The organism is Rahnella sp. P4_A8 (genome assembly GCF_056402435.1).
Window position 1 is genome coordinate 82,127 of sequence record NZ_JBFUHK010000012.1, and the last position, 15,135, is coordinate 97,261.

The following is a 15,135-nucleotide window of genomic DNA, read 5'->3' on the forward strand; positions in this document are numbered from 1 at the left end:
TGTGGTTCTGCCGTGAAACAGAATCAGGTTATCGACCCCGCGATCTGGGAGCCAGCAAAATTGCCTCATAATTAGAAAATTATGATACAGCCCCGTTAATATCAGTAAAAGCCATCTGGTTTCAGGTTACGCAATCTGTGATTTTGTGTTAAACGACTGGCAAAACTGGAACTAACGGACAAAAAAACACCAAAAAGCCCGCCTTAATGCGGCTCGCATAACCATGCAATGTAGTGCATAAGTTTCAGCTTTCGTCCGCCCTTCTCCCTGCATCTTTCGCGACACTGATTTTATCACTCTCCCCCAGGGCACCGTCTGACAATATGTATTAAAGGAGAAAGAAGAATATGACGGTGATTTCTGAAAACGCGTATTCACATCCTTGCGTGAGACAGATAAGCAGCAAACAAAACATTTCTTAGATCTGAAACATTAAATTTTTATTATATATGGCGAAATAATATTGATAAAATCAATGATTATGATAATAAATAGCAACCTAATTTTAACTGCCGAAATTTGATTTAAACGACAGTCAAAATAAGTAGCCTGGCTTCATAAGGCGCGTCTTCACCCTTACCAGACAGTCATCAGTAAGGGGAATATAAAAAATACACACTGCCAATTTTGTTGCTGATTTTTCAGATCAGTATATTGGCACAGGGACTTAACATGAAATTCAAACTGAACAAAGTCACACAAGTGGCGACTGCAGGTCTTTTATTTGGTTTAGCTTCTTTTGCTGCACACGCAGAAATCACTCTAATTAAACAAGACCCACAGCCGAACGATCCGCTGAGCCGCCTGAACTTCCAGGTTGGCGGCAGTATTCGTCCGCAGTTCCAGTTCCAGAACGGGGTGAAAAACTACAAGACCAATGGTTTTGATGGCGGTACACGTTTCCGTTTTTCTGCTGATTATTATCTGTTTGATGACATCAGCTGGATTAACTACTACGAGCTGGGTGTGAATATTCCTGCCCTGACTGGCTGGGATAATCACCACGCAGATGGCGCGCATAACACCAGCCGTCGCATGCTCTACACCGGTCTGAAAAGCAAAACTTACGGCCAGTTGACCTTCGGTCAGCAAAACAGCGTTTATTACGATGTGGTCGGTGCGAAAACCGATATCTGGGATTACGACATGCTCGCCCAGGCACCGGGTAATGGTGTGAACGGCGATTACGATGGTTCTTACCGTTCCCGTAAGATGCTGAAATACAAAAACACCTTCGGCGATGCAGATGTGTATGCCTCTTACCTGTTCGAAGACAATGAGTTGCTCACCGGCAAAAACGGGCTGCGTTACAAACGTAACGGCGGCGGTTCTGTCGGTGTGGATTACCACATCACCAAAGATCTGACCTGGGGTACGGCGTACAACTACACCGACGCAGAAATGAGAAACCCGGGCGACAACACCTCTAAAGATTACAACCAGAGCATTGTTGGTACTGCGCTGAGCTGGAAACCCGGCAACTGGACAGCGTCCTTCGGTGGCGGTTACTACCATGACTTCCTGACGACTGGTGTGAAAACTGAAGATCGCTTCTTCGCGGGCGATGCTTATGGTCTGGAATACTTCCTGGGGTATGCTTTCCCAATCAATCAGCTGGCGGTCAAAACCATTCAGCCGTACTTCATGGGTGACCGTCTGACCTATGTAACCGGCCGTAATTACCAGCGTATTGATAACGGGTTGGGTGTGTCCTTCCAGCTCGATTACGGCTTCCGTGTTGATTACGAGCACGTGTTCACGTCCTCTACCGATAATCTCGGTGATATGAATCTGATCCGTCTGCGTTACGATTTCTAAATCTTAACGACTGAACTTTTGGGGCCAGCTTTACGTCTTATTGACGGGCTGGCCCTTTCTTTTTACACCATTTCATCTATCCCACGTACGCAAAGCCAGACTAAACTCATAGAGACAGCTGTCGCTATATCCACTATGTAACCTGCAGGAGAGCTTTGCGATGTCAGCATTTTTCCGGTCCGACGTGACTGCCATTGGCGACTACCGAGCCGAATTGGGTGAAACTCCCGTCTGGTGCCAGCGTACACAATCTTTGCTTTGGGTCGATATTCTGGCTCAGTGTGTTTTGCGCTACTGGCCCGACAACGGGCAAACTGAAATTCATGAACTCCCCTCGCTGACCAGCGCCGTGTTGCTGACCGAAAAAAGAAATCAATTTTTGCTGGTTTCCGTCGACGGGATCCATCTTTACGAGTACGAACAGAAAACCCGCCAGAAGCTTTGTGATTATCCCGGCGCGGAAGGCACCCGTCCGAATGAAGCAGCCATCGCGCCCGATGGTTCTCTGTGGTTTGGTACGCTGGATATAAAGGAAGAAAAAGATAACGGCGAATGGTTCCGCTATGAAGCGGGCGCAGAAAAGCCGGAAATGATGCTCGATGGCGTCGGTTGTACCAACACACTGGTCTGGTATGAAGGCAAAGTCTGGTTTGCAGACAGTAAGAAAAAACGCTTTTTCTCCGCCAACGCCCGCCGCATCAATCCACTGAAAATATCCTGTTTTTCTTCGGGCGATAAGATCCCCGATGGCTCTGCGCTGGCACAGAATGGCTGGCTGATCACTGCCTGCTGGGGTTCAAAATGCCTGCTGCGCCAGCAGATCAATCAGGGCGAATTACTGACACTGGATACCCAGCCAGTGCCGGTCACACAACCGAGTTGTTGCACGTTTGGCGGGCCGGATATGACTGAGCTGTTTATCACCTCGGCGCGAAAAAACCTCGATGCGCCACATGCGCTGGAGGGTGCGTTGCTGCACGTTGAAACCACCACCGTGGGTGCACCGCAGAATTTGTTTAAACTCCCGCCTCATTGATGCCGCAGGAGTGCAGACATAAAAAAACCGGCCACTTTGAGCCGGTTTTCATTTAGGGTCTGAGATCAGTCGATCTGACGCACATCAACACGCAGCTCTTTTGGCACTTCGAACACGATATTTTCCTCGCGCCCTTCGATGTTGATCACATCAAGCCCGCCAAAGGTTTTCAGCTTGCTGATCACGTCCTGCACCAGAATATCCGGTGCGGATGCGCCTGCCGTAACGCCAATGCTTTTCGCATCTTTCAGCCAGTTTTCCTGAATATCTGCCGCAGAGTCGATCAGATAAGAAGGTACACCGACACGTTGCGCCAGTTCGGCCAGACGGTTGGAGTTCGACGAGTTCTTTGAACCCACCACCAGCACAACATCTGCTCCGTCAGCCAGCGTACGCACGGCTTCCTGACGGTTAGTTGTGGCATAGCAAATATCATCTTTACGCGGCCCGATGATTTTCGGGAAGCGATCGCGAAGCGCATCAATCACCGCAGAAGTGTCGTCAACCGACAGCGTGGTTTGCGTCATAAAGCACAGGTTGTTTTCGTCTTTCACCTGCAATTTATAAACATCTTCCGGCGCCTCGACCAGATACATTCCCCCGTTCGGATTGCTGTACTGCCCCATGGTGCCTTCCACTTCCGGATGCCCGGCGTGACCAATCAAAATGGCTTCAGTGCCTTTACGGCTGGCGCGCGCAACTTCCATATGAACTTTGGTCACCAGCGGACAAGTCGCGTCAAACAGCATCGTCAGATCACGCGCTTTCGCTTCTGCACGTACCGCCTGAGAAACACCGTGGGCAGAGAAAATCAGAATAGACCCATCAGGTACTTCGCTGATTTGCTCGATAAAAACAGCACCGCGCTGACGCAGGCTGTCGACCACGTAGCGGTTATGCACCACTTCATGGCGGACATAGATAGGTGCGCCGTAAATTTCCAGCGCACGTTCTACAATACTGATTGCGCGGTCAACACCCGCACAAAATCCTCGCGGATTAGCCAGCAATATCTGCATGTTTCCCCTCAAGCTCCGGGTCAATTTCCAGCACTTCAATATCGAAATCGATATGTTGCCCTGCCAGCGGATGGTTGAAATCTACAGTGATTGAATCTTCTGTCACTTCACGGACAACGCCCGGCATTTCGCTGCCATCACGACCACTGAACAACATGATGGTGCCGACATCCGGCACCCCAGTTTCCTGAAAGTCACGGCGGGAGAAGAACTGAACCAGATCCGGACTTTTGCTACCGAATGCCGATTCAGGGGCTAACGTGAACGCCCGTTTATCCCCTACGTTCAACCCTAACAGCTGATTTTCCAGCGCGTCAGACAAGCTGCTGTCGCCAAGGCGAAACAGTGCAGGTTTGCCATTGGCGCGGGTTGATTCCGCCGTAGAGCCATCTTCCAGCTTCAACGTAAAATGCACCAGTACAGCGCTGTCATGTTTCACCTGTTGAGACATAGACCTTATCCTTTACTCTTTGTAGCTTCTGATGGCTTTGCCAGAAAACCTTCCAGCACCACCATGGCTGCGCCGACACAGATAAAGCTGTCAGCCAGATTGAACGTAGCAAAATGCCAGTTACCGACGTAAAAATCGATAAAATCGACCACAAAGCCGTGATACAGGCGATCAAACAAGTTGCCCAGCGCCCCGCCGATAATCATCGCAAAAGCGATATTGTTCAGCTTTTGCTTCGCGGTGCCGCGGTACATCAGCACGACCAGCGCCACGACAATCACCAGCGCGATTAACGCAAAGAACCAGCGCTGCCAGCCGCCTTTATCAGCCAGGAAGCTGAACGCAGCGCCATGATTTTGGGCGTAGAACAGATTTAAATACGGGATCAACGGCATGGATTCACCGAGCTGGAAGTTTCCCATAATGAGAAACTTACTGCCCAGATCCACGATGATGACCACGACCGCCAGCCAGAGCCAGCGGAGTCCGGTGGAACAAATCGATTTACTCATTATGCAAACTTACGCTCTTCGCCGTCACCGGCGATGTTAGTGACACAACGGCCACAGATGTCGCTGTGTTCCGCGTTCTGACCAACGTCAGTTGTGTAATGCCAGCAACGCGGACATTTGTCACCTTCCGCTTTCGCCAGACCGATTTTCAGGCCTTTGAGCAATTCACTCGGCACAGCGGCATCGTCAGCTTCAGACAAAGCGGCGACTTTCGCGCCTGACGTCAGCAGGACAAAGCGCAGTTCGTTGCCCAGAGAACGCAGGTCCGTTGCCAGCGCATCATCAGCAAACAGCGTGACCGCCGCTTCCAGAGAACCGCCCAGACGTTTATCAGCACGCGCCTGTTCGATCACTTTGTTCACTTCGCCACGGACTTTCAGCAGTTCATCCCAGAACGCATCGTTCATGGATTCGTTGCCCGCCAGACCGAACAAACCGTCATACCATTCTTCGGTAAAGACGAATTTCTCACGACTTCCCGGCAGTTCTGCCCAAATTTCATCGGCAGTGAACGACATGATCGGTGCCATCCAGCGAACCAGTGCTTCGCTGATGTGATACAGCGCGGTCTGACAGCTGCGACGTGCAACGCTGTCGCTTTTCGCGGTGTACTGGCGATCTTTGATAATATCCAGGTAGAAGGATCCCATTTCGATCGAGCAGAACTGCATCAGGCGTTGAACGACGCCATGGAAATCATAGGCTTCGTACGCGGCAATGATTTCGTCCTGTGCGGCTTTCGCACGGCCAACAGCCCAGCGATCCAGAACAACCATGTCTTCCGGTGCCACGCTGTGCAGCGCCGGATCGAAACCGTTAAGGTTCGCCAGCAGGAAGCGCGCGGTGTTACGGATGCGGCGATAAGAATCCGCAGCACGTTTAAGGATTTCGTCGGACACGGCGATTTCGCCGGTGTAATCCGTTGATGCCACCCACAGACGCAGGATGTCGCCACCCAGCTTGTTCATCACGTCTTGCGGCGCGATGGTGTTGCCGATGGATTTAGACATTTTGCGGCCCTGACCATCCACGGTGAAACCGTGCGTCAGCACTTGCTTGTAAGGCGCTTTGCCTTTCATAGCAGTCGAAATCATCAGGGAAGACATGAACCAGCCGCGATGCTGGTCAGACCCTTCCAGATACAAATCAGGAGAATGACCGTTAAACTCAGGACGCACATCCACCACGGAAGAATGCGTTGAACCGGAGTCAAACCACACGTCCAGCGTATCCGGCACTTTGACGTATTCAGCAGCGTCCGCACCCAGAATGTCTTCCGGATTCAGATCCCACCACGCCTGAATGCCATCCACTTCAACACGTTTCGCCACTTCTTCCATCAGCTCAAGGCTGCGCGGATGCAGTTGCTCAGTGTCTTTGTGAACGAACAGAGACATCGGTACGCCCCAGGTACGCTGACGGGAGATACACCAGTCAGGCCGGTTAGCGACCATGTTTTCGATGCGCGCCTGGCCCCAGTCCGGGATCCACTGCACGCCTTTGATCTCTTCCAGAGATTGCTGACGCAGGCCTTTCTGATCCATGCTGATGAACCATTGTGGCGTCGCGCGGAAGATGATTGGCGTTTTATGACGCCAGCAGCACGGATAGCTGTGCGTTATTTTCTCAACGTGCAGCAATGCGCCTTTCTCACGCAGCAGCTCAACGATCAGATCGTTGGCTTTAAAGACGAATTTACCGTCCAGCGTCGGGTAAGTGCCTGGCAGATAGCAGCCGTTCGGCCCTACCGGGTTCGCCACTTCCAGACCGTATTTCTGGCCGATAACAAAGTCGTCCGGGCCATGACCCGGTGCGGTATGCACGGCACCGGTACCGGCATCGAGCGTCACGTGATCGCCAAGGATCGCCGGAACATCGAAACCGAGGAATGGGTGTTTGAAGCGCAGCAGTTCAAGGTCCGCGCCTTTACATTCGCCCAGTACAGTCCATTCTGCGATACCGGCGCGTTTCATGACGCTTTCAACCAGATCGGTTGCCAGGATCAGACACTGACCTTCTGCCTGAATCAGTTGATAAGAAAACTCAGGGTTCAGTGAAATAGCGCGGTTGGCTGGCATGGTCCACGGCGTTGTGGTCCAGATCACCAGAGAAATCGGGCCGTTAAAGGAAGATACGCCAAACTTCGCAGCCACTGCTGCAGCGTCAGTCGCGTTGAACGCCACATCAATAGAAGGAGACGCTTTGTCGTAATACTCAACTTCTGCTTCTGCCAGGGATGAACCGCAATCTGTACACCAGTGAACCGGCTTAGCCCCTTTGTGCAGGTGGCCGTTACCGATGATTTTACCCAGCGCACGAATGATGTTGGCTTCAGTTTTGAAGTCCATGGTCAGGTACGGATGATCCCAGTCGCCCAACACGCCCAGACGGATGAAGTCTTTCTTCTGGCCTTCAACCTGCTCTGCTGCGTATTTACGGCAAGCTTCACGGAATTCTGCTGCCGTGACTTTCTCGCCGGGCTTGCCGATCAGTTGTTCGACTTTAAGCTCGATTGGCAGACCATGACAGTCCCAGCCCGGCACATACGGCGCATCAAAGCCCGCCAGTCCTTTGGACTTAACGATCATGTCTTTAAGAATTTTGTTTACTGAGTGACCAATATGAATGCTGCCGTTCGCATACGGAGGGCCGTCATGCAAAATAAAGGTTTTCTTGCCTTTCTTGGCAGCACGAATAATCCCGTACAGATCCTGTTCATACCAATTTTTCAGCATGTCAGGTTCACGCTTGGCCAGATCGCCACGCATCGGGAACCCTGTTTCCGGCAAATTCAGGGTGTTCTTGTAGTCACTCATAGATTCTCGGTTCCGTTTTCGGCTGGATTCCAGGCTTTGTTACACGCCTGTCAGTACATGTTTAGCGCAGTGTCTTTAACCCAAAGAATTCACGGGCCGTCACTTCATCGTTCGCAATTTGTTGCTTTAAAGCATCAAGCGAGGAGAAACGCTGTTCGTTGCGCAATTTCGCGCGGAGCACCACATCAATGTGGCGCCCGTATAAATCTAATGTGGTGTCGAGAAGGTGCACTTCCAACTGCTTGCGCACGCCTCCGACTGTAGGACGTATTCCAATGTTCGCCACACCCGGCAGAGGTTCAGGCCCGAGTCCTAAGACTTCAACCGCATACACGCCGCGCACCGGAGACACGACCCGCTTCAACGGCACGTTTGCCGTCGGGAAGCCAATGGTGCGTCCCAGTTTATCGCCGTGTACGACCCGGCCCGAGATACTGAACGGATGGCCCAGTAAATTCTCGGCCAGCGCCAAGTCATCGTCGCGCAACGCATTACGGATCGCCGTGCTGCTGATGCGGTTCTCGCCTTCACGGAACGTTTGCGTGCTGATCACTTCAAAACCGTATTCTTCACCGGCTTTCTGCAATAGCTCAAAATCCCCCAGACGGCTGGCACCAAAGCGGAAATCATCCCCGACAGTCAGGAATTTAACACCCAGCTTCTCTACCAGCAGTTGTGAGATAAAGGCCTGCGCCATATGCGCTGCAAACCGGGGTTCGAAACGCACACATAAAAGGTAATCAACCCCGCACTCCGCCAGATACTTGGCTTTGTCACGCAAACTGGTCAGGCGTGCAGGTGCTTTATCACCGGCAAACAATTCCAGAGGCTGTGGCTCGAAAATCATTACCATCACCGGCAGCCCCAGACGTTGACCTTCCAGCTTAAGCTGTTCAATCAGGGCCTGATGACCACGGTGTACACCATCAAAATTGCCAATAGTCAGCACACATCCATGATGACGTGCTCGAATATTGTGTATTCCGCGAATTAGCTCCATAGCTGGCTCAAATCCAATGCTGACTCATAACGATGGAAATCGGCGGATTATACCTTGTACAGCCTCCAAGGTTAACCAGCGATTAGCAGGATCACACCATTCTCTCTTGCATACGGCAGATATTGCGGTTCAAATGGCGGCGTGGCGATGAAAATCTTTCGTTGCATACAGGGAATGCGTGACTTTTCGCATAAACAAAGCGTTAATGGCCGTAGTGGGCAGTTTGTACACTCTCCTGTCGATTTTTCTCGCGAAAGACTGTATTCCGATGCCGGAAGCTGTTAAAATCCTGCGCCATCACAACGTAACAAGCGACGAGTAAAGTTCACTCTTTAAAACGCCGCTTATTTGCACAAATCCGTTGACAAAAGAAGACCGAAAAGGCATATTCCTCGGCCTTTGAATTGTTCATCAATAGAAAAATATTTGGGAGTTGGCCTTGGCTAATATCAAATCAGCTAAGAAACGCGCCGTACAGTCAGAAAAACGCCGTAAGCACAACGCGAGCCGTCGTTCTATGATGCGTACCTTTATCAAGAAGGTATACGCGGCTATTGCAGCAGGCGACAAAGCTGCTGCACAAAACGCATTTAACGAAATGCAACCAATCGTGGACCGTCAGTCTTGCAAAGGCCTGATCCACAAAAACAAAGCAGCGCGTCATAAGTCAAACCTGACTGCGCAAATCAACGCAATGCAATAATCGCATTACGCTGAAATGCTTGATAAAAAAACCGGCTCACGCCGGTTTTTTTATATCTGAAATTTGAGTTCAACACTAAAAGCTATTCAAACAACGCTGAAAAGTCCGTATGGCAAATCCGCTGTACCGAAGGATGCTGAATCATTCTTTCGGCAAATATCACGTAGTACTCTTCCATAATCCCTTCCACCCGTCCGACTTCCTCTATTTTTTCATCCTGAAATTCAGTTGATGAATAAATAGCCGGAGCGACAAATATCGCGTTGTTGTTCATTCCAAACGCTTTCATCAGCGCGGCATCATCAAACTCACCGAGAATATTGACCTTCAGCCCCTGCGTATTAAACCAGTTCAGCAGTTTGCGCCCCAGCATTGAACGCCTGCCGGGGATGAGTAATGAACGACGCTCCAGACAAGCCGGGAAATTCATGCCTGCCGGTGGATTACAACAAAAGAAGCTGATCGGACTTTCACCCAGTTTGACCGAGAACAGCCCTGCCTGCTGCGTGGAGTCCACCGGGCAATCAGACAAAATCATGTCCAGTTTATGCTGGCTCAGTTGTTCGAGCAGCATTTCGTGAGTCGATTCAAAACAGCGCAGGTGAATTTGCGCGTTGTCCGGCACGGCAGCTTCCAATACGCGACTGACCAGTCGTTTGGATAACGCATCCGCCACACCCACATCAAACAGCAGGCTCGCCTCTTTGCGGTAATTCACGATATCCAGCATTTCCTGACTAAGGGTGAACATTTTATCCGCATAGCGGTAAACCAGTTGCCCTAACTCAGAAGGCACCAGCCCACGCCCCTGCCGTTTGAAGAGTTTCCCATCCAATCTTTCTTCCAGGGATTTAATCTGCCCGGTGATCGTTTGCGGAGTAAGGTGCAACACTTCCGCAGCTCCCACAACAGAACCTGATTTACACACGTGCCAAAAATAATACAAGTGGTTGTAATTGATATGAGGCATGGTTTCACCCTTTCCGAAAGTATGAAGTCAGCATCATTATTAATTTGCACGTTTCTTAGGCAAGGCCCGGCTCAGGAGCAGGTATCCCAGAACCGCTGATGCGACTGATCCCATCAGGATGCCCATTTTTGCGTACGTCAGCAACGCAGGCTCCAGCGTCGCAAAGGCCAGAGAACCAATGAAAATCGACATCGTAAAACCGATACCGCACAGCACGGAGACTGCCGAAATTTGGCTAAAAGTTATGCCGGATGACAGCCGTGTAATCCCTGATTTCAAGGCGATCCCGCCGAACAGAATGATACCCAGCGGCTTACCGAGAAGAAGCCCGGCAGCAATACCCATGGGTAATGTCGAGAATGAACCCGCAACTGTCACGCCCTGCAAAGAGATACCCGCATTGGCGAACGCAAACAGCGGCAAAATAAACCAGGAAACATAGGGGTGGATCCCATGCTCCAGGCGGCGAGCAGGTGACCTTTTATTCTCTTTGGTTCTCAGCGGAATTAAGAAGCCAAGAATGACACCCGCCAGCGTCGCGTGGATACCTGATTTCAGCACACACACCCAGAACACAGCACCAATCAGCAGGTACGGCGTCAGCTTCGTTACCCCCCGCCAGTTCAGTAGAGCCAGTACAGCGATGCACACCGCCGATAACCCCAGTGCCATCATCGACACATCGTGACTATAAAACAGTGCGATGATCACGATGGCACCCAAGTCATCAATAATGGCCAGTGCCAGCAGGAACACTTTTAACCCGGTCGGCACTCGTGACCCCAGCAGTGCCATCACCCCCAGCGCAAACGCAATGTCCGTTGCCGCCGGAATAGCCCAACCCTGACGGGCTATTTCATCGCTGCCGTTAAACAGTAAATAGATTAATGCCGGAACAACCATACCCCCGAGCGCGGCAATAGCAGGAAACATCGCCTGCTCGCGGTTGGCCAGCGCGCCTTCGCACATCTCACGCTTGACTTCCAGACCAATCATCAGGAAAAACACTGCCATCAGGCCATCGTTAATCCACAGCAAAAGTGGCTTGTCGATCAACAGCTCGGAAAAACGCAGGGTGACGGGAATATCCAGAAATGCCTGATAAATCCCCTGCAACGGACTATTCGCCATGATTAATGCCACAATGGCTGCGATGATTAATATCACACCACCGGCGGCTTCCATCCGTAAAAACTGACGAATGATATTTGACATTCTGACTCTCCTGTAGAAAAAACGTGGCAAAAAAAAAAGCTCACCACAAGGGTATGTCTGAATTGTACGCAAACTATCACTTCGTAAAAAGTCGATTATTTCTGGATTATACTTCGCTTTTTACGAATCATTGGTTTTCACATTGTTGAATAAAAATCCATAAAAAATCCCCGGCGCGTCAACCGCTGCCGGGGATGTTATCTGGCTTTCCGTCGCTCGATTTAGCGAAAGCTTAGCGGGTCAGATCATCAAAGAACTTTTTCACGCCGTCCAGGAAGCTTTTAGAGCGCGGGCTGTTTTTCTCACCCGAAACGCCACCAAAGCTTTCTTCCAGATCACGCAGCAACTGCTTCTGCTTCTCGTTCAGGCTGACCGGAGTTTCCACTACCACCCGGCACATCAGGTCGCCCTGAACGCCACCACGGACAGATTTCACACCGCGCCCGCGCATACGGAACATTTTGCCCGTTTGCGTTTCAGCAGGAATTTTCAGGCTCACGCGGCCATCAAGCGTTGGCACTTCAATTTCGCCACCCAGTGCTGCCATGGCAAAATTGATTGGCACTTCGCAGTACAGGTTATTACCTTCGCGCTCAAAGATTTTATGCGCTTTAACCTGAACCTGAACGTACAGATCACCTGACGGAGCACCATGCTCACCGGCTTCGCCTTCACCCTCCAGACGAATACGGTCTCCGGTATCCACACCCGCAGGAATCTTCACTGACAGCGTTTTTGAACGTTCTACGCGACCATGACCATGACATTTGGTGCACGGATCTTTAATCACTTTACCGCGACCCTGACAGGTCGGACACGCCTGCTGGACTGTGAAGAAGCCCTGACGCATCTGAACCTGACCTGCACCATGACAGGTCGGACAGGTGGTCGGAGAGCTACCCGCTTTCGCGCCGCTGCCGTGGCAAACGTCACATTCATCCAGTGTCGGGATGCGGATTTCTTTGGTGACACCACGAACGGCCTCTTCCAGAGTCAGATCCATGTTGTAACGCAGGTCTGAGCCCCGGCTGGCACGCTGACGGCGCCCGCCGCCAAAGATGTCGCCAAAGACGTCACCAAAGATGTCGCTGAAATCTGCACCGCCGCCGCCGTAGCCACCACCGCCGCCCATGCCACCTTGTTCAAAGGCTGCATGACCATACTGGTCGTAGGCCGCACGCTTTTGCGCATCGGTCAGAATTTCATAAGCTTCTTTAATTTCTTTGAATTTGCTTTCAGATTCTTTATCGCCCTGATTTCGGTCAGGGTGATGTTTCATCGCCAGACGCTTATAAGCCTTTTTGATTTCACGCTCATCCGCTGTTTTGGATACGCCTAAAATCTCATAATAATCTTGCTTCGCCATGCTTTAACCTACCCTCAACATGCGTGCACGGGCGTAGAGTTTCCTCGACGCCCGTGCTGGTTATCAGTAAAGCTTCTTACTGTGCCCGCTTAAGGGCGATTATTTTTTGTCTTTAACTTCTTCGAATTCAGCGTCAACAACGTCGTCATCTTTCTGCGCGCTGGTATCGCCGCCTTCAGCCTGACCTTGTTGCTGAGCCATTTCCATCAGTTTGCCGGAAACCTGTACCAGCGCCTGGATTTTCGCTTCGATATCAGTCTTATCTTCACCTTTAGCAGACACTTCCAGTGCTTTCAGGGCTTCTTCTACTGCGGTTTTGTCTTCAGCTGGCAGTTTGTCGCCGGCTTCTTCCAGTTGCTTACGGGTACCGTGGATCAGATGGTCCGCCTGATTGCGGGTCTGAACCAGTTCTTCAAACTTACGGTCAGATTCAGCATTGGCTTCAGCATCGTTAACCATTTTCTGGATTTCTTCTTCGCTCAGACCAGAAGATGCCTTGATGGTGATCTTCTGCTCACGGCCGGTATTTTTGTCTTTCGCAGACACGTGCAGGATACCATCGGCATCAAGGTCGAAGGTGACTTCGATCTGAGCCTGACCGCGTGGTGCTGCCTGAATACCGTCCAGGTTGAACTGACCCAGAGATTTGTTATCACTTGAACGCTTACGTTCACCCTGCAACACATGGATGGTGACTGCAGACTGGTTGTCTTCCGCAGTAGAGAACACCTGACTGTGTTTAGTCGGGATGGTGGTGTTTTTAGTGATAAGCGGAGTCATCACGCTGCCCATGGTTTCGATACCCAGAGACAACGGAGTCACATCCAGCAGCAGAACGTCTTTCACGTCACCTGCCAGGACACCACCTTGAACTGCTGCACCGATTGCCACAGCTTCATCCGGGTTCACGTCTTTACGTGGTTCTTTACCGAAGAAATCAGCAACTTTCTTCTGAACCATTGGCATACGGGTCTGACCACCCACCAGGATAACGTCCTGAATGTCAGAAACTGACAGGCCTGCGTCTTTCAGCGCCACTTTCAGTGGTTCGATAGAACGGTTAACCAGGTCTTCAACCAAAGATTCCAGTTTTGCACGGGTCACTTTGATGTTCATGTGTTTTGGACCTGACGCATCAGCAGTGATGTACGGCAGGTTCACGTCAGTTTGCTGAGCAGAAGACAATTCGATCTTCGCTTTTTCAGCGGCTTCTTTCAGACGTTGCATCGCCAGTGGATCGTTACGCAGATCCATGCCTTGCTCTTTCTTAAATTCTTCAACCAGATAGTTGATCATACGGCTGTCGAAGTCTTCACCACCAAGGTGAGTGTCACCGTTGGTCGCCAGTACTTCAAAGGTTTTTTCGCCGTCAACTTCATCAATTTCGATAATAGAGATATCGAAAGTACCACCACCGAGGTCGTATACCGCGATAGTACGGTTGCCGATTTCACGATCCAGACCATAAGCCAGTGCCGCTGCAGTCGGTTCGTTGATGATACGTTTGACTTCCAGACCTGCGATACGGCCAGCGTCTTTCGTTGCCTGACGCTGAGCATCGTTGAAGTAAGCAGGTACGGTGATAACAGCTTCAGTTACAGGTTCACCCAGATAATCTTCAGCGGTTTTCTTCATTTTCTTCAACACTTCTGCAGAGATCTGCGGAGGTGCGATTTTCTGACCTTTAACGTCGATCCAGGCGTCGCCATTGTCAGCGCTTACGATCTGGTAAGGCATGATGCCTTTATCACGTTGTACTTCTTCATCCTGGAAGCGACGGCCAATCAGGCGCTTGATCGCGAACAGGGTGTTCTGCGGGTTAGTCACAGCCTGACGTTTAGCCGGAGAACCTACCAGAGTCTCGCCATCTGCCGCATAAGCGATGATGGAAGGAGTGGTGCGGTCGCCTTCAGCATTCTCCAGTACACGAGCAGTCGTGCCATCCATGATAGCTACACAAGAGTTGGTGGTGCCCAGGTCGATCCCAATAATTTTACCCATCTAAAACGTCTCCACTTAAATTCATATTCGTTCAGGTTGCTACTGTATATGTGGCCGATCTTTTCGATTTCAACAGCCCCATTTAACGGATTTCCCGACGGTAACAACTGCGGTTGGGAATAAGATGGGGCCATGCAGCTCAGCATCAAGGGGCAAAGTGAAAAAAAATCTTCAATTGCTGTTACGCCAGATCAATGTTTGCTGACGCAACCCTCCTTATGATGCCGC

The 15,135-nt window shown here is 50.9% G+C and carries 12 protein-coding genes; 3 read left to right on the forward strand and 9 right to left on the reverse strand.

Translation table 11 applies throughout. The annotated features are described in order from the left end of the window. Window positions 1-672 precede the first annotated feature (672 nt). Together AC1DUO_RS09245 and AC1DUO_RS09250 are read left to right on the forward strand one after the other, a co-directional pair. On the forward strand, window positions 673-1,818 hold the full coding sequence (locus AC1DUO_RS09245; RefSeq protein WP_112151004.1) for a porin: 1,146 nt from the start codon (window positions 673-675) through the stop codon (window positions 1,816-1,818). Window positions 1,819-1,978: 160 nt separating this feature from the next. Continuing rightward, window positions 1,979-2,854, forward strand: a complete 876-nt coding sequence (locus AC1DUO_RS09250; protein WP_013577058.1) for an SMP-30/gluconolactonase/LRE family protein — start codon at window positions 1,979-1,981, stop codon at window positions 2,852-2,854. 65 nt (window positions 2,855-2,919) lie between these two features. Here the strand turns inward: AC1DUO_RS09250 and ispH are convergent, their stop codons facing one another. The 5 genes from ispH to ribF form a co-directional block, all read right to left on the reverse strand. Continuing rightward, the gene (gene ispH, locus AC1DUO_RS09255) at window positions 2,920-3,873 is read right to left on the reverse strand and encodes a 4-hydroxy-3-methylbut-2-enyl diphosphate reductase (protein WP_013577059.1); all 954 of its coding nucleotides are present in this window, start codon (window positions 3,871-3,873) and stop codon (window positions 2,920-2,922) included. Next, the gene (gene fkpB, locus AC1DUO_RS09260) at window positions 3,854-4,324 is read right to left on the reverse strand and encodes an FKBP-type peptidyl-prolyl cis-trans isomerase (RefSeq protein WP_013577060.1); all 471 of its coding nucleotides are present in this window, start codon (window positions 4,322-4,324) and stop codon (window positions 3,854-3,856) included. The genes ispH and fkpB overlap by 20 nt, the downstream gene beginning before the upstream one ends. A gap of 5 nt (window positions 4,325-4,329) precedes the next feature. Beyond that, entirely contained in the window at window positions 4,330-4,836 is a 507-nt protein-coding gene (gene lspA / locus AC1DUO_RS09265) for a signal peptidase II (protein ID WP_013577061.1), read from the reverse strand. After that, the gene (ileS, locus tag AC1DUO_RS09270; RefSeq protein ID WP_119262117.1) at window positions 4,836-7,652 is read right to left on the reverse strand and encodes an isoleucine--tRNA ligase; all 2,817 of its coding nucleotides are present in this window, start codon (window positions 7,650-7,652) and stop codon (window positions 4,836-4,838) included. Before ileS ends, lspA begins: the two co-directional genes overlap by 1 nt. A 61-nt stretch (window positions 7,653-7,713) precedes the next feature. Next, window positions 7,714-8,652 (reverse strand): bifunctional riboflavin kinase/FAD synthetase, encoded by a 939-nt coding sequence (ribF, locus tag AC1DUO_RS09275; protein WP_013577063.1) that lies wholly within the window; start codon window positions 8,650-8,652, stop codon window positions 7,714-7,716. Between the two features lie 439 nt (window positions 8,653-9,091). On the opposite strand from ribF, the gene rpsT reads away from it, so the two are divergent. Next, window positions 9,092-9,355 carry a 30S ribosomal protein S20 gene (gene rpsT / locus AC1DUO_RS09280; protein WP_013577064.1) on the forward strand — a complete coding sequence of 88 codons (264 nt, stop codon included), beginning with the start codon at window positions 9,092-9,094 and terminating at the stop codon, window positions 9,353-9,355. Between the two features lie 82 nt (window positions 9,356-9,437). Here the strand turns inward: rpsT and nhaR are convergent, their stop codons facing one another. The 4 genes from nhaR to dnaK all read right to left on the reverse strand — a co-directional run bounded on the left by nhaR (window position 9,438) and on the right by dnaK (window position 14,907). Continuing rightward, a complete protein-coding gene (gene nhaR, locus AC1DUO_RS09285) occupies window positions 9,438-10,325 on the reverse strand; it encodes a transcriptional activator NhaR (RefSeq protein WP_037033463.1) in 888 nt (295 codons plus the stop codon). Between the two features lie 39 nt (window positions 10,326-10,364). After that, window positions 10,365-11,540: a Na+/H+ antiporter NhaA gene (gene nhaA, locus AC1DUO_RS09290; protein ID WP_013577066.1), complete on the reverse strand. Its 1,176-nt coding sequence runs from the start codon at window positions 11,538-11,540 to the stop codon at window positions 10,365-10,367. A gap of 232 nt (window positions 11,541-11,772) precedes the next feature. Beyond that, window positions 11,773-12,906: a molecular chaperone DnaJ gene (gene dnaJ, locus AC1DUO_RS09295; protein ID WP_013577067.1), complete on the reverse strand. Its 1,134-nt coding sequence runs from the start codon at window positions 12,904-12,906 to the stop codon at window positions 11,773-11,775. A 99-nt stretch (window positions 12,907-13,005) separates the two neighbouring features. Further along, window positions 13,006-14,907: a molecular chaperone DnaK gene (gene dnaK, locus AC1DUO_RS09300; RefSeq protein ID WP_119262118.1), complete on the reverse strand. Its 1,902-nt coding sequence runs from the start codon at window positions 14,905-14,907 to the stop codon at window positions 13,006-13,008. Window positions 14,908-15,135 lie beyond the last annotated feature (228 nt).